Annotated in this window: 15 protein-coding genes and 1 pseudogene; all 16 read right to left on the reverse strand. The window is 42.1% G+C overall.

From position 1 onward, the window contains the following. Positions 1-20: 20 nt before the first annotated feature. Positions 21-125: pseudogene (locus BM056_RS27630) on the reverse strand (HD domain-containing protein); the annotation flags it as partial. 286 nt (positions 126-411) lie between these two features. Beyond that, complete coding sequence (locus BM056_RS08625; RefSeq protein WP_092470727.1) at positions 412-1,698, reverse strand: TRAP transporter large permease; 1,287 nt, start codon at positions 1,696-1,698, stop codon at positions 412-414. A 12-nt stretch (positions 1,699-1,710) separates the two neighbouring features. Then, positions 1,711-2,235, reverse strand: coding sequence for a TRAP transporter small permease (locus tag BM056_RS08630; RefSeq protein ID WP_092470729.1), 525 nt, complete (start codon positions 2,233-2,235; stop codon positions 1,711-1,713). A gap of 65 nt (positions 2,236-2,300) precedes the next feature. After that, positions 2,301-3,365: a TRAP transporter substrate-binding protein gene (locus tag BM056_RS08635; RefSeq protein ID WP_092470731.1), complete on the reverse strand. Its 1,065-nt coding sequence runs from the start codon at positions 3,363-3,365 to the stop codon at positions 2,301-2,303. A 94-nt stretch (positions 3,366-3,459) separates the two neighbouring features. After that, a complete protein-coding gene (locus tag BM056_RS27225; protein ID WP_092470733.1) occupies positions 3,460-4,452 on the reverse strand; it encodes a xanthine dehydrogenase family protein molybdopterin-binding subunit in 993 nt (330 codons plus the stop codon). After that, positions 4,449-5,726 (reverse strand): xanthine dehydrogenase family protein molybdopterin-binding subunit, encoded by a 1,278-nt coding sequence (locus BM056_RS27230; RefSeq protein WP_092470736.1) that lies wholly within the window; start codon positions 5,724-5,726, stop codon positions 4,449-4,451. The genes BM056_RS27225 and BM056_RS27230 overlap by 4 nt, the downstream gene beginning before the upstream one ends. Further along, the gene (locus BM056_RS08650; RefSeq protein WP_092470738.1) at positions 5,723-6,193 is read right to left on the reverse strand and encodes a (2Fe-2S)-binding protein; all 471 of its coding nucleotides are present in this window, start codon (positions 6,191-6,193) and stop codon (positions 5,723-5,725) included. The genes BM056_RS27230 and BM056_RS08650 overlap by 4 nt, the downstream gene beginning before the upstream one ends. Before the next feature lies 1 nt (position 6,194). Beyond that, positions 6,195-7,064, reverse strand: a complete 870-nt coding sequence (locus BM056_RS08655) for an FAD binding domain-containing protein (protein ID WP_165613443.1) — start codon at positions 7,062-7,064, stop codon at positions 6,195-6,197. A gap of 433 nt (positions 7,065-7,497) precedes the next feature. Continuing rightward, the gene (locus BM056_RS08660; RefSeq protein WP_092470743.1) at positions 7,498-9,159 is read right to left on the reverse strand and encodes a PucR family transcriptional regulator; all 1,662 of its coding nucleotides are present in this window, start codon (positions 9,157-9,159) and stop codon (positions 7,498-7,500) included. 444 nt (positions 9,160-9,603) lie between these two features. Beyond that, entirely contained in the window at positions 9,604-10,866 is a 1,263-nt protein-coding gene (locus tag BM056_RS08665; RefSeq protein ID WP_207648163.1) for an ArgE/DapE family deacylase, read from the reverse strand. 91 nt (positions 10,867-10,957) lie between these two features. Next, positions 10,958-12,424 carry a pyridoxal-phosphate dependent enzyme gene (locus BM056_RS08670; RefSeq protein WP_092470747.1) on the reverse strand — a complete coding sequence of 489 codons (1,467 nt, stop codon included), beginning with the start codon at positions 12,422-12,424 and terminating at the stop codon, positions 10,958-10,960. A 48-nt stretch (positions 12,425-12,472) separates the two neighbouring features. Next, entirely contained in the window at positions 12,473-13,711 is a 1,239-nt protein-coding gene (gene glyA, locus BM056_RS08675) for a serine hydroxymethyltransferase (protein WP_092470749.1), read from the reverse strand. A gap of 716 nt (positions 13,712-14,427) precedes the next feature. Further along, positions 14,428-15,297, reverse strand: a complete 870-nt coding sequence (locus BM056_RS08680) for an FAD binding domain-containing protein (RefSeq protein ID WP_092470750.1) — start codon at positions 15,295-15,297, stop codon at positions 14,428-14,430. Positions 15,298-15,383: 86 nt separating this feature from the next. Beyond that, positions 15,384-16,535, reverse strand: a complete 1,152-nt coding sequence (locus BM056_RS08685) for a 4Fe-4S binding protein (RefSeq protein ID WP_092470751.1) — start codon at positions 16,533-16,535, stop codon at positions 15,384-15,386. 180 nt (positions 16,536-16,715) lie between these two features. After that, positions 16,716-16,892 (reverse strand): M20/M25/M40 family metallo-hydrolase, encoded by a 177-nt coding sequence (locus BM056_RS08690; RefSeq protein WP_165613444.1) that lies wholly within the window; start codon positions 16,890-16,892, stop codon positions 16,716-16,718. A gap of 861 nt (positions 16,893-17,753) precedes the next feature. Beyond that, the gene (locus BM056_RS08695; protein WP_092470755.1) at positions 17,754-18,941 is read right to left on the reverse strand and encodes a pyridoxal phosphate-dependent aminotransferase; all 1,188 of its coding nucleotides are present in this window, start codon (positions 18,939-18,941) and stop codon (positions 17,754-17,756) included. Between the last annotated feature and the right edge of the window lie 310 nt (positions 18,942-19,251).

The following is a 19,251-nucleotide window of genomic DNA, read 5'->3' on the forward strand; positions in this document are numbered from 1 at the left end:
AAAGTTTTCAAGTCAAATGTTCAACCGACTTTTAAATGCCTGTATTTCAACACAAACCATCGCTTATCATAACAATAGACATCTCCTGCATCAATCTCTACCAAATCATGTACCAAAATAAGTTTCCCTAATGAATTCGATTTGTCTTTTTAACCGTTCATATTTCATCCCTGACATATTCCCCCTGATATCTTATTTGATTAATATTTAACAATTTTAATACTATTTCCTTTGTACTAATAAAACAAAGTTTTTGGCAAAATTCTGTACTCATCACCTACCAAGGGATATTTTTAAAAATAAATGAATAAATGGCCATTTTATTAAAAAACAGCCATTTATCCTGGGCAAATTAATAATTTCTTTTCGTTTAAATCATAAATCCCCACCCATCGCCAGATTACTCCGGCATTAAATTGTCGGCCCATAGACCATCCGAGGGATAAACAAACTTATATCCGGCAAATAAGTTATTAGGATTAATGCAAGTAAGCTAATAATTACAAATGGAACAACACCTCTGACAATGCTTGTCATATTTTCACCGGTAGCCGGTTGGGCTACAAAAAGGTTTAGTCCGAACGGAGGAGTGAACATACCAATTGACGCATTGGCTACCATAATTATTCCTAAATGAATAGGATTGATACCCAGCTGCATAGCAATAGGGTATACCAATGGTGCAATAATAATGATGGCTGAGGACCCATCGATAAACATGCCGGCAATGACTAAGATCACATTTATCATCAGCAGGAAAGCGACCGGCCCAAAATGAGCATCGACAATAAAATTAGCAAGATTTTGGGGAACCTGACCAACAGTGAGTATCCATGCAAAAACGGAGGCTGCTGCCAATAAAATCATAACTTGAGCAGTAGATTCGGCAGAGACAACACAGGTTTTAAACAAAGATTTTAAGTCCATTTCTTTATAAATGAACATACTCACAAAAATAGCGTAAACTGCGGCAATTCCGGATGCTTCCGTAGGAGTAAATACTCCCAGGTAAATTCCGCCCATGATGATTGCCGGTATGCCTAAAGCCCAGCTGGCTTCTTTAGTTGCTTTCATTTTATCGGAAAAAGTAGCTTTCTTATCGACAGGAACACCGGCTTTACGTGCATACCAGTAACAATAGACAAGGTAAACCAAACCATATAAAATACCGGCACCTAAGCCTGCCATAAAAAGGGCACCCACAGAAACACCGGTGACAGCACCATAAATAATGGCACTAATGCTGGGGGGAATCAACAGGGCTACAGAGCCGCTGGCTGTTATTAAACCAACAGAAAAACCTCCGTCATACTGTTTTTCTTTTAACGCCGGATGCATTAACCCGCCTATAGCCACGACGGTTGCCGGTGAAGATCCTGAGACTGCTCCGAAAAACATGCACGCCACTTCTGTAGTTAGGGCCAGACCACCTTTAAAACCTCCTACTAACGTATGTGCCCAATCAAGAATTCTCTTGGCTATTCCCCCAAATTTCATGACATTAGCTCCCAAAATAAAGAAAGGAATTGACATTAGGGCAAATTTGTCAATACCGCCGAACATTCTTTGTGCAACAACCATTAAAGGCATATCAGTATATAATAGAAAGGCCAACAGCGCGGATAAGCTTAAAGCAGTAAAAACCGGAGAGCTCAAAAACAAGAGGGCAAAAAGTAGTATAAATAATAATGTGATCATCAGTGTCACCTCCTACAGTCTGGAAATATCTACAGAACCATTTTTTTCAACCATCTCAACTCCAAATGTCTTATCTTTTAAAATTGCATATGCAGCTGCTAAAAACCTAATCGTCATTAATGCACTACCCAGGGGCATGGCGATATATACAATCCAGATCGGCATCATCATAGCAGGGCTTTTCTGGGCACTTTCAATAACCAGATGAGTAGATACCCACCCAAAGTAGGTAATCATTGCTGTAAAAAAGGCAGCGCTAAGCTGCGCCAGTATCATCAAGATTTTTCTAATTAGCGGTGGAGCCATTTGAACAAAAATATCAATACCCACATGCATTTTATTACGTGCACACATACTGCCTCCAAAAAACGTGACCCATACAATGGAATAACGAATTGCTTCTTCTGCCCAGGTTGTTGAGTTATGAAATACATAGCGTAGTATAACATTCACAAAGAGCACGGCGGTTGCAAGTAGCAAAAGAGAACCGTTGATTGTCTCTTCAACAGACGTCATCACTTTATCCAAATTCCCCATTAATATTTTCCTCCTGCCCCAAAAGTAGAGGGGAGTAAGAGTATATCTTACTCCCCTTAATAATACTACTCATTCTCTTCAATAAATTTAACAGTCTTATCTATTAGTTCTCCTCCAATGGCGTCTCTGAATTCTGTATATACCGGCTCACTTGCTTTTCTAAATAATTCTTTTTCTTCCGGAGTCAGCGAATAAACTTCAGTCCCAAAATCTTTAATATTCTTTAGATAAGTGTCATTGGCATCTTTCATTAATTGCTTGTGATTCTGTGCAACTTCAATCGCAGTTTCAGAAATTATACTTTGCAGATCTTCCGGCAGCCCGTCAAACCACTTTTTACTTACAGTCATAATATACGAAAGATAAGCGTGATCACTCATAATCATATATTTTTGGACTTCATAAAACTTCATATCATGAATACTGAGCAAAGGATTTTCTTGTCCATCAACAACATTCTGTTGAAGAGAATTATAAACCTCAGCGAAATCAATTGGTACCGGATTCGCTCCCCAGGCTTTAAATTGACCCATAATTACCGGGGCTTCCATGGTACGAATTTTCATCCCTTTGAGATCATCAGGTTTGTGAATAGGTTTGTTCGCAGTTAAAGCTTTAAACCCTTCTGCATAGAAGGCAAGCCCTTTTATCCCAATCGGGTCCAAACCACTCATAATCTCTTTTCCAATATCCCCGTCTAAGACTTTCCAAAGAACATCTTCATTTGGAAATAGAAACGGCAGGTCAACAAGAGTTAATCTTTCGTCAAAACCGCCAAATTTTGCTGTGGGCAACAAGGTCATTTCCACTGTCCCCATCTGCATACCTTCAATCATTTCTCTGGAACTGCCAAGTTGCTGGGCAGGGTAAATTTGTACTTCTATTCTTCCATTTGATCTTTCTTCCACTAACTCTTTAAATTTCTCTGCCGACTTTTGGAACGGAGAACTTACCATATGATCATGCCCCAATTTTAGCACAATCTTCTTCTCTGAATTCACTGCCGTATCAGTGCCCTCCTGGTTTTCACCTGGAGCCGGGGCATTGGAATTTCCACAACCGGCAAAGACACCTAAAACAAAAATGCACATTATTACCATACAAACTTTTTTAAACCAACCTATTTTCATCCTTAAAGCCCCCCCTTTTTTTCTAAAAATAGATAAGAAACTAAACTTTTCCAGAAACTCCCCCTTTGCTAATTAATAAATTACTTCATTAGGTTTATGATATAGTTTGTTTTTTTAATTCTGCCAGAATCTTTTCCGGCGTAATAGGCAAACTAGTGATTCTAACCCCAATAGCATCATAAACAGCATTCACAATAGCAGGTGCAGTAGGAATAATGGGCCCTTCGCCAAGCCCCTTGGCCCCAAATGGCCCTCTAGGATCGCGATCTTCAACAATGTAAGTTACTATTTCAGGCGCGTCCTGGAATGTGGGTATGAGAAACTTGGAAAAAGAAGGATTAAGAGTTTTACCTTCTTTCAGGATCATTTCTTCCATAATGGCATAACCCATCCCTTGCACAACCCCACCTTCAATCTGCTGCTCAACATTCTTGGGATTAATTGCCTTTCCGCAGTCATGAGCAGCTCCAATCCTAAGTACTGTTACTTCGCCGGTATCAGTATCTACTTCCACATCTGCAACTTGGGTACCGTAAATATAGTGAGAATAAGCATCCCCTTGGTTTGTGTCCGGGTCAACATCTGCAGTGGTATTGTCATAAAAGGCAAATCCAATAGATTGTTTTCCCCGTTGGTGCATTTGTCGCGCCAGATCAGAGAATTTTAGTGTTTTACTTTCATCCGTTTTACAGTTTACTACACCGTTCATAATTACCATATCCGCCCGCTCACATCTGAGTATCTCCGCAGCTAAATCAAGAAAGTGCTCTTTAACATCTGCAGCTGCTCTTTTGACCGCATTTCCCGAAACATATGTTTGACGGCTGGCTGTACTAGCCAGTGCATCAGGGGTTACCGCCGTGTCACCGCTAATGATCCGAACATCTTTGTAACTGATCCCCAGTTCTTCCGCAGCAATCTGGCAGAGTACCGTATCAGATCCTTGCCCCAAGTCACACGCTCCGCTTAAGACAGTAACTGTTCCGTCATCAGCAACTTCAACATAGGCAGCAGAGTGGTCCGGACGGTTAAAACCATAACCTACTCCATAAAGGTAGCTTCCTATCCCTCGGCCTCTTTTTTTCACCTACCTGACACCTCCTCTAAGTCATAAGCCTCCATATGTTCTTTTGCTTTTAAAAGGGTGTCATAAAAACCTACTCCATGCTCAAATGATTGACCGGTTGCATTAGTTAATCCATGTTTCAAAGCATTTTTCATCCGAATCTCCAAAGGACTGATACCCAACTTTTCTGCCAAGATGTCCATCTGAGACTCATGAGCGAAAGATGCCTGCAGAATACCAAAACCCCGGTAAGGTCCACATATGGTGTTATTGGTATAAACTGCATAGGTATCAACAGCTACATTAGGTACGTAGTAAGGTCCGGCCAAATGCAAACCCGTTTTCTTGGTGATAAAATGTCCGATAGAACAATAGGCTCCTTTATCACTATATACTGTTCCTTCCATGGCCATTAACATACCGTCTTTTGTAGCTCCGGTTTTAATCAACATCCTCATGGGATGTCTTTTTGTGGAACAGATCATGGACTCGCGTCTTGACCACACAACTTTTACAGGTCTGCCGGTTTTAATGGCCAGCAATGCTGCTTGGATCTCGGTGGTTATATCGTCTTTACCTCCGAAAGCACCACCAGTAGCCATTTGAATTACCCTTACTTTATTCACCGGCATATTAACTACAGGCGCTATCTGGCGTCTATCCCGGAAAACATACTGGGTGGAAGTCCAAACATTTAATATTCCATCATAGCCCAGATAGGCCACTGATGTTTCCGGTTCGATATAGGCATGTTCTACTCTTTGCGTCTCATAGACATTTTCCACAACTAAATCACTTTTAGCAAAACCTTCCTCTATATTTCCTTTTCTCAACCGGGTATGCTGCAAAAGGTTTCCTTTCTCGTGAACTTTTGGCGCCTCTTCTCGTAGGGCATCTTCAATTGTAAAAACACCCGGTAATTCTTCATACTCCACCTTAATTTTCCCTAGTGCCTCTTCTGCTAAATCATCTGAATCAGCAGCAACAAGGGCTACCGCATCTCCCATCATCCTTACCTTATCTTGGGCTAAAACCGGCTGATCCTGAATTGCCAGACCAAAGATATTAATCCCGGGAATGTCTTTGGCTGTTAATACTGCATGAACACCCGGCATTGCTTGGGCGGCGGCAGTATCTATGCTAATAATCCTGGCATGGGGATAAGCACTACGCAGAGCTTTGCCGTGAAGCAAACCTGGGAACTTCATATCCCCGGTATATACTGCTTCCCCCATAGCTTTTGCCTCTGTATCCTTTCTTTGCAGTTCTTGACCCACTACAGGAAATTCATTCATGACTTATCACCCCCAGAGCAAGCAAGTTGAACCGCCTCTATTATCTTTTTGTAGCCTGTACAGCGACATAAGTTACCCGACATACCACGACGAATTTCCTTTGCGCTAGGATTAGGGTTACTGTCTAATAAAGCTTTTGCCGACAAAACCATGCCCGGAGTACAATAACCGCATTGAATAGCACCTGCCTCAATAAAAGCTTTTTGTAAAGGGTGCGGTTCCTGTCCCTTGCTTAAGCCTTCAATAGTGGTAATTGTCTTGCCTTGTACCTGCCCTGCCAAAACTAAGCAAGAATTAACCGGTTTACCATCCACGAGAACTGTACAAGCACCGCATTCCCCTTCACTGCAGCCTTCTTTTGTTCCGGTTAAACCCAATACATCACGAATTACATCCAGTAGACGCATGGTGGGAGAAACTTCAACCTCTTGTGCTATCCCATTTATAGTAAAACTAATTCTCTGCATTTTAATCCCCCTCCAATTCCGCTTTAACATTCTCCAAAGCTTTAGACAATGCTGCTTTGGCAACTGCCATCTTGTAAGATGCCGTAGATCTTGTCCCCAGCTTCTCCGATACTACTTCCGATATTAAGTTGCACGCAGCAGTTATGGTATCTTCATTTATGGCTTTCCCCATCAATAGTTCCTCAACCTGGGGCACGCGGTAAGCAGTTACTCCTACTGCCCCAAGTGCTAGGCTAGCTTTTTTGGTTTTTCTCCCCATATCCATGCTTAAGGTCAAACCCAGATTCAGCCGGGCAATGGCTAAAGCCTTTCGCCTTCCTATCTTGATAAAAGTCATGGCAGTATTAGCTTGGGGAATTGGGATAATAATTTTCGTCAATATTTCATCAGGCGCAATACATGTCTTGTTAGCGCCAACTAAAATATCTTCAATAGCTACATCCTTCTGGGCATTAATTTTTTGCAGCCTCACTTTGGCCTCCAAAGCGAGAAGAGCCGGTAAACTATCTGCGGCTACAGCAGCATTGGCTATATTGCCCCCAATAGTGGCGGTATTTCTGATTTGGGGCGACCCTACAGTTCCGGCCGCTTTAGCTAACAACGGAATATACTTGTTAATCAAGTGATTATGCTCTATTTCGCTGAATGTTACCATACTGCCAATAACCAGATTATCACCATCCTGCACAATCCCCTTTAGTTCAAGGATATTTGCCAAATCAACGATGTAATCTGCTTCAACAGACCTTTCTTTCATTTGAATGATCAGATCCGTCCCTCCGGCTAAAAGTTTAGTTGTGCCAGGAGATTTCTGCAAGCAACTAAACGCAGCTTCTAATGCCAAAGGTTGAAAATAGTCCAATACTCGCAATAACAACACCTCCTTACTATTTTTACCTTCCTCTAATTGGATTGCTCCTGTAGGGCACCATTGATTAGCTTTACCGGCTAATCCGGCCTTTTTCAATCCTTCTCCGTCCTAACCTGGTGTTGCAGACGCTAAAACCAACGGGTTTATAAATTCTACTCCTGCAAAGTTCACCCTTAACTTAAATTTGCCATAGTTAATCACCTCTCTGAATTTTGCCACTTCTTTTAAAACCCTAATTTAATAAGCTTGGATTAATTGGATCATGAAAAGAGCATCGACTGCCGGTATTATTATCTTGTTTACCTATCTCTTGAGACTTACATTCTCCGCTTCCAATATAATGTCCCTTAGACTGAAATTACAAAAATTTCTAAAATATTTTGTATTCTAAAATACTATGGCAGTTTAATATACTGTTTTTTAACCTAAAGTTCTAATCGAGTAAATATTGGAGTTTCACACATAACTGTAAATTAAACCTATCCTCAGGATTACTTAATTTTAGCCCGGTAATTTCTTCTACTTTGCGAATTCTGTAAATTACTGAGTTTTTATGAATGAACATCTCTTCTGCAGTGTGTTTAAGACTGCAATCATTTTTAAAATAGCTGCTTAAAGTATTTATTAAGATAGCATTATTTTGTATATCGTATTGCTTTAATTTCCCTAGAATTTCTCCGTAAAAGGCCTCCATGGATTCTGATCCTTTTAGCTCATAGAGAAAACGGTAGGGGCCTAATTCCTGGAAAGATACTACCTTATCTCCACCATTCATATACCGATTAACTCTCAAAGATATTTCTGCTTCTTCATAAGATTTCTTTACATTACGCACTCCTTTATAGAACTTGCCCATACTCACAGAAATATTTATTTTGGGAAATCTTTTTTTAATTTTGGAACAAATTTCTTGAAACTTTTCTCTAAGTTTTTTTTCATTAATATCGCCGTCCATTCCAATTAGTCCGATAATACTATTACTTTTAATATGCATCATCACACCGCCGGGATGACTTAAAAATGCATGATGAGTGTTTTCGAAAGTTTGGTTTTTTATCTCTTGGATATGATTCTCACGATGATTTGCCTGATAAATAACATAATTTTCAAAATGATCAAGATTAATAATAAAAACAGCCAGTTTGGCGTTCAAATTAAAATTCAAATAACTTGCCCTTCGAATTACTGTTTCTTCCACGGAAAAATTCCCCGAAATCAAATCTTCCAATAATTCGCCTCTAACTTTTCTCTCTGTTTCATATACCGCTTTTTCTTTAGTGAATTCCAACGTGGAAATTGTCCCTGCATATTCAATTGCCAGCAAATCTTGCTCGTCTAAACTTTTTCCGGTTTCTTGCACCAGCAAATATCCGGCAACATGATTATCTATTTGAATCGGCACCAGTTGAATATCTTGATTTTTTTCATTCAATGTTAACGTCATCCGGTTCACCCGGTTAGAATTACAAAGCAATAAACTGTTCTGCAACTGGTGCCAAGCTTCTGTTAATTCTTCAGAAGAAAAGCATTGTTTAGACTTTACCCCTAAAACACAATTTATAATATTTCCTGCTTGGTCTAGCATATAAATTGGCTTTCCTAATAAATTGTATAATGCCTGACAGATACTTAAGAAACCGCCGCCTGACAAAAGTGCCTCTAACATGCAGTTGTGGATCTGTTCATGACGTTTCAACTGGCAAAGTTGATCATTAATTAAAATTTCAAAAATTGGCAGCATAAACTCCATATATGGTACATCTGTCGGCAGTTGAAGCAATGGCAAACCTACATCATCGGCATATTTAATCATATCTTTAGGGACTTTAGAAAAATATTGCCCCGGTTTAATGCCAAAAGCTGCCACCTTCTTTTTAGCTAAGTCATAAATCAATCTTTTTCTTAAATCCAGATTATTTTTAAATGCAAACCCTGCCGAAACCAGCAGTTCTCCACCTTTCATCCACTTAGTGACCTCCGGGACCTCCATAATGTTTACAAAGAATATCTGATTGTCTAAACCCTGGCACCCAGCCACTACTACTGCCTCTTGCAGTTTCCCGATTTCTAATGCTTGTCGAACTGTTAGTCCCATATTCTATCTCCTTATTAAATTTGATACTTAACCAATAAGATCTATTAATGAGTTTAACTAATTTTACATATATTTAATTTTACATCTATTTAATTTTACATCTATTTAATTTTACATTCATTATTAACCCATTTAACATATTTGGTAATAATCCTTTGTTACTTTGTTACATAATATTTTAATTTTATTTGTATTCAGTGAACAAATAATACATGGTTTAACTCCTATTTTTGCACAACAAAAAACCGCTGTAACTCAGCGGTGATTTTTTTCATCCATATTATTCTACATCATATTAAGGGGTTCTACGTCTACAGCAACAATTATATTTTTATGAGGATAACCCTCTTTGTGTGCGAAATCCAACCCTCGTACCAAGATTTCTTTTACCGCTCTCACGGAGGTTTATAAATATTATTGTCTTTTCTTAGAATTTTCCTCGATTTAATCCGCTTGACACCATTCAAGAATGGTATGTGCCAAAATCTTTGTACTTTGAATCAGGTCTTCTATGTTGACCCATTCGTTATTGGCATGCATCTGCTCGGTCAGACCCGGACCAAAAATAACTGTCGGCGTATTGCCGTACTTATTCATAAAACGAATATCGGCGGCCCCTTCACGACCGGTGATAACCGGTTCTTTGCCCATAACCTTAATAAAATTCCGGTTGAGAGTCCGGACTATAGCACTGTCCACAGGGATTTCCGATGGTTCGGCGAAGTACCCGGTAAAGATAACTTCAGGAGGATGCTCCTTAAGCCAGGGGTCGCCGGCAACCTTTTCGCGAATAAACTCAACAAACTCCGCCTTGACCGCGCTTGAATCCTCTCCGGGAACTGTAGCCATAGATCCCTTTAGTAAACAGCTATCCGGAAAGGCACTGTGATAAGAGCCGCTCTCAAATACTCCCACCATGCAAGGGATGGCACCGAGAATGTCCGGATACAAGGGATGACTCAACCGCTTAACCCGGATACGTTCGAAGTCGGCTACAGCCTGGGTAACCAGGTAGCCCTTCTCAATAGCGTTGACTCCCTCCCACCGGCGCTGAATACCGGCTGCCATACCTTGGACCTTAATCTCAAACCAAATGCGTCCGATGGAGCCGGGTTGCACCCGCATACTGGAAGTTTCACAGCAAATTCCTCCATCAGCCTGATATCCTTTTATCACACAAGCCAAAGTCCCGTTACCGGAAAGTTCCTCATCAACTGTGTATTCTAAGATTATATCCCCTTTTAACCGGATACCGGATTCTAAAATTGCCTTCACTGCCATCGTCATAGCCGCAAGTCCCGATTTCATATCGGATGCCCCTCGTCCATAAAGACGTCCCTCCGCAATATCGCCGGACCAACTGCCATGCTGCCAGCTTTCCGTTGCGCCTGCCGGAATTACATCTACGTGTCCGTTGAAAAGTAACGATTTTCCCCCTCCCGTGCCTTTTAGAATTCCCACAACATTAGGCCGCCCCTCAAAGCCACGTGATACTTCCACAAAAGCAGGGTGTTTCCGTAATGTATCCAAGGATGGCTCAAAAACATCAACTTCCAAACCCATTTCCTGCAGTTGACCGGCAATAAATTGCTGTATTGGTCCTTCCTCTCCAGTAACGCTGGGAACTCGGATTAGATCCTGGAGAAAGCTAATGATGGTTGTTTGGTTTTGTTCAATCCATCTATTTATGCGCTGACTATAATCCATTAACCAGTCTCCCCTTTCAATATCTCCACATCCCTCTGACATCTTAACTGTTTAAAGTAAACCCGATACGGTTCAAAGCTCTCCCAATAATCTATAGCAAGCCTGTTCTTTCGTTAAATTCATTAATTAATTGGTCTATCGTATCTGTTTGTTTACGGATGCTGCCCCAGTAATTATCGTAATCGTACCACTGGGCATTTAACTCGTCCAGCTCTTTACCCTGTTGCTCAATCCAAGTATAATACTTAAGGTTATGAATTCTTCTCCTATCGGTATAGGTTAGTTCCTGCATATTGTCTGTTGTCAAGGAAATCAAATGACGGTAATAATCTACCGCTGCATTTATTTCTTTGTATTCTCCATTTTTCTCTCTTAGTTCTTCCATTCTCGAATGATAAAGCTCCATTGAATCCGTAAGTACAGTTACCACGATATCCCTTTCCGTCAGTTCATAATATTTGGCAAACTTAATGGCACCCAACACATTAGCAATACTCGATATACCCAGGTATGATAATTTTTCGACCAGTTCCTTAGACACTCTCTGTTCTTCCACCAAGTATTTTTTACCTGCCGGTTCATTAAACAACCTTATTAAGCCAATGCTGTCCTCATCATCAACAGCTACTGCCAGATCAGTATTTTTTACATTATGGATCCAGGGCACATGCTTATCTCCGATCCCTTCAATTCTATGCCCACCGAATCCATTCTCCAGAAGGGTGGGGCACTGCAGAGCTTCTCCCACTGCTAATTTGCTTAACGGATACTTTTCTTTTAAATAATCACCACATGCCATGGTACCGGCAGATCCGGAGGTAAATATCGCCCCGGCAAACCTGTCTTCCGTACCCATAATCCCATTCAGTACTTCTTCGATAGCATGACCCGTTACTTCATAATGCCACAAATAATTTCCCAATTCCTCAAACTGGTTAAAAATCACCACATTGTCCCGGCTATTTCTTAATTCCCAGGTTTTATCAAAAATCTCTTTCACATTGCTTTCACAACCTGGAGTAGCAATTACCTCTCCTGCTACTTGAGATAGCCAGGAAAACCTTTCTTGACTCATTTCTTTTGGTAAAATAGCAATAGACTGGCAGGACAAAAGTTCCGCATTATATGCCCCTCCCCGGCAAAAGTTTCCCGTCGAAGGCCAAACCGCCTTATGAAAGGTGGGATCAAATTGGCCGGTTACCAGCCTAGGCACCAAACACCCAAAAGTAGCTCCTACTTTGTGGCAGCCGGTGGGAAACCACTTGCCCACCAGGGCAATAATCCTGGCATTTGTTCCTGTCAGTTCTTTGGGTAATTCCAAATAATTAACTGCCCCAAAAACCCCTCCTTCTTTAACAGGTTGGTTTTTCCAGGTAATGCGGAATAAGTTGTATGAATTAATATCCCAAAGTCCGATATTCTTTAACTTTTCCTTAATTTTTTCTGGAATTAGTTCCGGGTTTTTCATCTCTTTAAAAGTTGGCACGATAATGTTTCTTTTTCTTGCTCTTTCTATTGTTCTTTGCAATTGTTTTTCGTTAACGGTTAAATCAATCATAATTTCTTCTCTCCTATTTTTCAAAAAATTATTGATATGTGAAAGTATTTAATCTTTAAAAGGAAACATGCTGCAGAGTTCTCTCACTTCACCACCGATCTTTTTCATTCTATTACTATCATTCCGATTTTTGATTGTACGGAAAATTAAATCTGCAATGGTTTTCATCTCCACTTCCTTCATGCCTCTAGTAGTCATGGCAGGTGTACCAATTCTAATCCCGCTGGTGATCATGGGGCTTAGCTCCTCAAAAGGTACCGTATTCTTATTCACTGTAATACCCACTTCATCTAATGCTGTTTCCGCTTCTTTCCCGGTAACTCCCATATTGGAAAGGTTTATTAGCATCATGTGATTGTCAGTGCCTGCGGATACCAAATGAAATCCAAAATTAGCCAATGAGTCAGCCAAGATCTTGGCATTTTTCACCACCTGCTGTTGGTATTCCTTAAACTCCGGCAATAATGCTTCTTGAAACGCCATGGCTTTTGCCGCAATAATATGCATTAACGGCCCCCCTTGGATTCCGGGGAAAATTGCCTTATCTATGTCTCGGGAATACTTTTCCCGGCAAAGAATTAATCCGCCACGCGGCCCTCGCAAAGTCTTATGAGTAGTAGATGTGACAAATTCCGCAAACGGCACGGGACTTGGATGAATACCGGCTGCTACTAAGCCGGCAATATGAGCCATATCTACAAAAAACAAGGCATCTACTTCATCACAAATCTCCCGGAATTTATTAAAATCAATAATACGAGGGTAAGAACTTGCTCCTGCCACAATTAACTTTGGTCGATGTTTATGGGCTAACGTTCTGACCTGGTCAAAATCTATCCTTTCGCTTTCCTTATTAACCCCATAATGAACAAAATTAAAATACTTACCGGAAATACTTACCGGACTACCATGGGTTAAATGTCCTCCATGGGAAAGGTCAAAGCCTAAAATTGTGGCTCCCACCGGAACTGCGGCAAAATATACACCCAAGTTGGCAGATGAGCCGGAGTGGGGCTGCACATTGGCGTGGTCCGCTCCATATATTTTTTTCACCAAATCTCTAGCTAAATCTTCTACAACATCAACACACTCACAACCGCCGTAATACCTTTTTCCGGGATATCCTTCCGCATATTTATTGGTTAATACTGAGCCGGCTGCCTCCAACACTGCCGGGCTGACAATGTTTTCAGAAGCAATCAGCTCGATTTTATTTGTTTGACGGACCTTTTCCGCTTCTATTGCTTGATAAAGTTCCGGGAATGTTTCTTTAATCCTACTACTCATACTTTTACTTTTCCTCCTTCAATAAAGATTTAATAAGCTACCTGCTTTTCAGTGCAAATCTTTTTGGGGCACCACTAAATTAGGAATCTACAATCAACTTCAATAAGTTCTGCATAATTTGCATACTCAGACAGCCAAATGGCCATAATAGCTACATATTTCCTTCTCCTGAAAGCCCCCTTATTATTTCAATTGGCTTTAGCTCCTGATATAATGACACGATAAAAGAAATATTACCGGAAACTTTATTTGATTAATAATATATAACACTTTTAAATAGCTTCCTTTGTACTAATAAAACAAAAATTTGGCCATAATTCTATATCCAGAAACCTTACTAAGTCATGATGAAGATTTTTGGGCTTTACATTCTGCTTCTTTTCCGATACCATTTTCATAGGTGAAAGCCGGATAGGAAAAAGGAAGACGGGGTGGCAGCCCTTAACGTCTTCCTTTTTATTTTTCCGGTCTCGCTGCTCCTGAGATAATGATTGTCAGTGCAGCCTTTAGTTGCACACGTCAATTATTGTCTCAGATTACCGCCTTCCTTGGCAAGAAAAAACCACTCATTTCCCGACATGGAAACTGAGCAGCAACACCATATCAAATTGTACCTCGGCGGATACAACCTTCCCTGCCTTAGCAGACAGCATATGTTTCCTTTCTCCTTTACATATTGGTGCAAGAACTGCCAAGCTTCGCTTGGCGCGCTCACCTTACCACCTCCCGCTCTCTGTACCGATCTGGGCCAAGGCCCGGTTAAGAGCGGCTTTGGCAATTGCGCGCTTGTAGTTGGCCGTAGGCCTGGCGCCCAATTTCTCAGCAACTACTTGACTGATTATCTCGCCGGCAGCAGCAAACACTTCCGGCTGAGGTTGCTTCCCGGTGAGAAACTCTTCAACTTGGCGGACACGGTAGGCTGTAGTTCCGACAGCCCCCAGAGCCAAAACAACCTTGCCAATTTCGCCGTTGTCCTCCAGGCTGACCACCAGACCTAAGTTTAACCGGGCAATGGCCAGGGCTTTACGTCTTCCCAGTTTGACAAAAGTACTATAGGTAGATGGGGTAGGGATTGGCAGCACCATGTAGCTAACGATTTCATCGCTGGCAACATGCGTTTTGTTGATGCCGGCCAACAGGTCGACCACAGCCACTTCCCGGTCTCCCCGGCTGCTGGTCAAAACTGCTTGGGCATCAAGGGCCAACAAGGCGATGACCGTATCAGCGGCCGGTGCAGCGTTAACCAAATTTCCCCCAAGCGTTCCCGTATTACGGATTTGCGGGGAACCCACTGAACTTGCTGCCTGAGCTAATACGGGCAAGTACTTTCGGATTAACGGATTCTGTTCAATCTGCGTAAAAGTAGTCATACTGCCGATGACTAGGCGATCATCATCCTCGGTAATCCCCCGCAGCTCTGGGATATAGCCTAAGTCCAGGATATAGTCCGGTTTTATGGCACCCTCCCTTAGTTGAATAATCAGATCCGTGCCACCGGCCAGGATCTTGGTTGTATGTGGAGCTTGACTCAAATATCCGGCAGCCTCAGCCACAATCGCCGGCTGATAGTAATCCATTACCCGCATGATGCTCCCTCCTTATCCCTCCAATCAGCATATCATTTCACCCTCCTAAAACATTTAATCGAAGGATCACATGTATTGTTGGGGACCTAGGCTAATGCCGCCGAACCACTCGGGCACCACTGCACACATGCGCCGCAGCCGTCACAATCCGACTTGCTTACCCGGCAAACGTTTCCATTACTGGAAATAGCACGGTACATGCAGACCTTTTGACAAATGCCGCAGTTGGTGCATTTATCTTCATCAATATTGGCAAACATCGGCGGTAACTTGGCCAATTCTTCCGTCGTTGTGATATATGGCAAAGCGATACCCCGGATTTCGTCGAGTGATTGATAACCTTTCAGATCCATCCATTCTTCAAGGTCCTTCAGCCATTTACCGATTATGCCATAGCCGTTCCACATGATCGCAGTTGCGGTTTGCACCGTGGTGGCGCCAAGCATAATGTATTCCACAATTTCCTTAAAACTCATCACTCCGCCGATAGCCGAGATGGGGAGATCGACCTTACGGGCTACTTCCGATAGATGCCGCATAACAATCGGTTTGATGGCCGGACCGGAATAACCACCGTACGCGCGTAAGAGAGGTTTACCAGTCTCAATGTCGACGCCCGCGAAAGAACGAATCGAATTGCTGATGGTTACCCCCTCGGCACCTGCTTCTTTAACGGCCATCGCTACTTCAACCATGTCAAAGACGGTGGGAGTTAGTTTAACCGTCAACGGAATCTTGGCGGCACTTTTGGCTGCTTTAGCTTGTTTAAATGTCAATTCCGGGCTCTTGCCGATATGCATGCCGACGCCTTGCGCCGGCATGGGGCATGAAACATTGAGTTCCAAGACGTCAACCATGCCGGTAGCTTGAATCTCATCTACCAATACAGCGGTGTCGTCTGGATTGGGCATAGCGAGGATACTGGCCTGAATGACAGCTCCCCCTTCTTTGGCTACCGCCAGGTCTTCTTTAATCCAGGCTTCTCTGGTTTTGGTTGTGAACAACTCTAAATTAACCATACCAATGGGTTTACCACCATGCCGGATAATCTGAAAACGTCCGTTACGCGGATGTGCCGCCCAATCTTGAATCGGTCCGATCGTTTTAGGAACTACACCGCCGATTCCCGCCAAGCCGGCAATCCTCATTCCTTCGCCATCCCAACTCGGTGCGGCAGAAGCCAAAACCAGCGGGTTTTTAAATTCCACGCCTGCAAAATTCACTTTTAAGTTAGCCATAATTTTCCACCTTTCAACTGTTATTATCGCGTGATTTTTGGGTTCTCTTGTAGTTCCCACACGCCATCCGGTTCTTACGACGCCATGCAACCAGAATTTCTAATGTCGACTAATTCTCTCTTTCCGGCACATCATCCTTTGGACCAACAACCTAAACCGCAGTCTAATTTTCTGTTGCAATTATACAAGATCAGACTCCAAAATTGCCTTTACAGCCATGGTCATGGCCGCAAGCCCCGACTTCATGTCCGAAGCTCCACGACCATAGAGACGGCCATCCGCAAGATCACCGGACCAACTGCCGTGCCGCCCGCTTTCCTGCGCACCCGCCGGGATTACGTCCACATGGCCGTTCAAGAGCAGAGACTTTCCTCCCCCCCACGCCTTGAAGGATTCCCACTACATTAGGGCGCCCCTCGTACCCGCGGGAGACTTCTACGAAAGCGGGATGTTTCCACAAGGCGTCCAGGGAGGGCTCAAAAACGTCAACGGTTAGACCCGTTTCCTTTAAGCTGCCGGCAATCAACTGCTGGTTGGCCCCTCCTCTCCAGTTACGCTCGGAACCCGAATCAGATCCTGGAGAAAGCCAACGATGGTTGTCTGATTTCGTTCGATCCATTATTGGTTCATCAGCTGACTGTGGTCCATAGGTTCCCCCTCCTCATTGAACCGACTGCCCTCTAACATTTCGCGTTGGCCGACATATAACCTTTGGATTATAAACACAAAGTACTTTTGTTATTTTTGTACCAATAGCTTACGTTCCACAATAACAAAATAGCAGTTGCACCAAACATCACATCGTGAATACGTCAAAAGGCTCTCACCTTTATCGCGAAAGCCTTTTGCAATTCATGATTAAGTCGATATCTGCACTGAGCCATGAATGAGTACCTGCATTGTGTATAATACCTTGTCGCGAAGGTTCGGATTTGGGGGAATCCGGTTGTTACAATGCGCAGTACTTCTTTGACTCCTTTTCTTTTGTCGTCTTTGTCTGGTGATAGGCTAATGCCGGGGATAAGTTGGCGCAGGCCTACTTTAATTCGGTTTAGGTTATTTAAAAACCGTCTGACATAGAATTGCAGATGGGATGGTGCCCAGCCCAGGTATTTTAAGAGCTCTAAGCAAGCTCGGAGGGAGTTATTAGAGCAAAGGTAAAAGGCTTTAGCAGTACAAGCATTTCCGACCTCGATGTTCAGCTTTAGCTGAACGAGTTCACTTAAGCCTCAGGTCTTGGGCCAGTTTAGTAAATGCAGGTAAAGAATTCATCACAGTATCCAACGATACACTGAAGGAAAGCCTAAAATAACCGGGCATATCAAAATCTATACCTGGCACCACCACTATGTTATATTTGAGAGCAAATTTAATAAATTCAATATCGTCGGGCATAGGTGAACGCGGGAAAAGATAAAATGTGCCTGCCGGTTTAACAACATCAAAACCTAAACTGGTTAAATGGTTATATAACATATTTCTTTTTTCTAAATACCCTTCTATATCCGCTTCTTCCCTCTGCAAATTTGTAACAAGCCTTTGCATTAATGCCGGTGCATTTACAAACCCCAGCGCCCTGTTACAAAAATTTAAACCCTTAAATATTAAATCCGCATCCTTGATCTCAGGATGCATCGCAACATAACCTATTCGCTCACCAGGCAGGGCCAAGTCCTTACTATGAGAAGTTACTACAAAACTGTTGCGCACATGTTTAAAAATACTTGGTACAGTTAATCCATCAAAAACCAGCTTGGAATAAGGTTCGTCGGAAATAAGATAAATGGTATTATTAAATTCTTCCTCTTTAGCCCGCAGCAGTTGTCCCAATTCTTTAATACTTTTTTCGGGATAAATAACACCCGTAGGGTTATTGGGTGAATTTATAATAATGGCCTTGGTTTTAGCGGTAATATTTTCAGCCAATAATTCTAGATTTAACTGGAAATCAGCATTTGTTTTAACTTTCTTGATTACACCACCGTAGTTATCGATATAGGCCCTGTATAAAGGAAAATAGGGAACCAAAACTATTACCTCTTCGCCGGGGTTGAGGATAGTTTTCAACAGAATATTTAACCCGCCGCCTGCACCACATGACATTACGATATGGTTGGGACTGAAATCCAAACCGCAGTTTTCTTGCAATACTTGTGCTATAGCCTCCCTTGTTTCTAAATAGCCGGCGTTGCTCATATAACGGTGCATGCCCGGTGTAGGGTTTAAAGCTATTCTTTTTAATTCTTCGTGAAAAGCGGCAGGAGGTTCAACTCCCGGGTTACCAATAGTAAAATTATAAACTTTGTCTTCCCCATAGATACTTTTTAGACGCTCCCCTTCTTCAAACAATTTTCTTAACCATGAAGGTTTAGAAAGATCTTCAGTTATTTTTTGGCTTATAGACATCATTTTTTCACCTTTCTTTTCAACATAATTAAATTGTTCATACCTTGGTCGTACCAGTATATTATTAATTACGTTTAATAGTCTATTTTTCCTTCCCATATTATTAGAAAATAGCTAAAATCTTTATGCCTTAGCAGGGACTGTATCCTCTTGGGGGATAATTTAAAGTTACAATTAGACGTTCATGCCGCTAGTGCGGCACCATCAGAGGATGAAAAATAGATACCGTAGGCAAGGTGATCCGTTGGTTCCCGGAGTAAGCGTAGCACTGGACGCGATCTATAGCTCGTCAAATCCCCAAAGTTTGACC

Source organism: Desulfotruncus arcticus DSM 17038 (genome assembly GCF_900113335.1).
GTDB lineage: Bacteria > Bacillota > Desulfotomaculia > Desulfotomaculales > Desulfallaceae > Desulfotruncus > Desulfotruncus arcticus.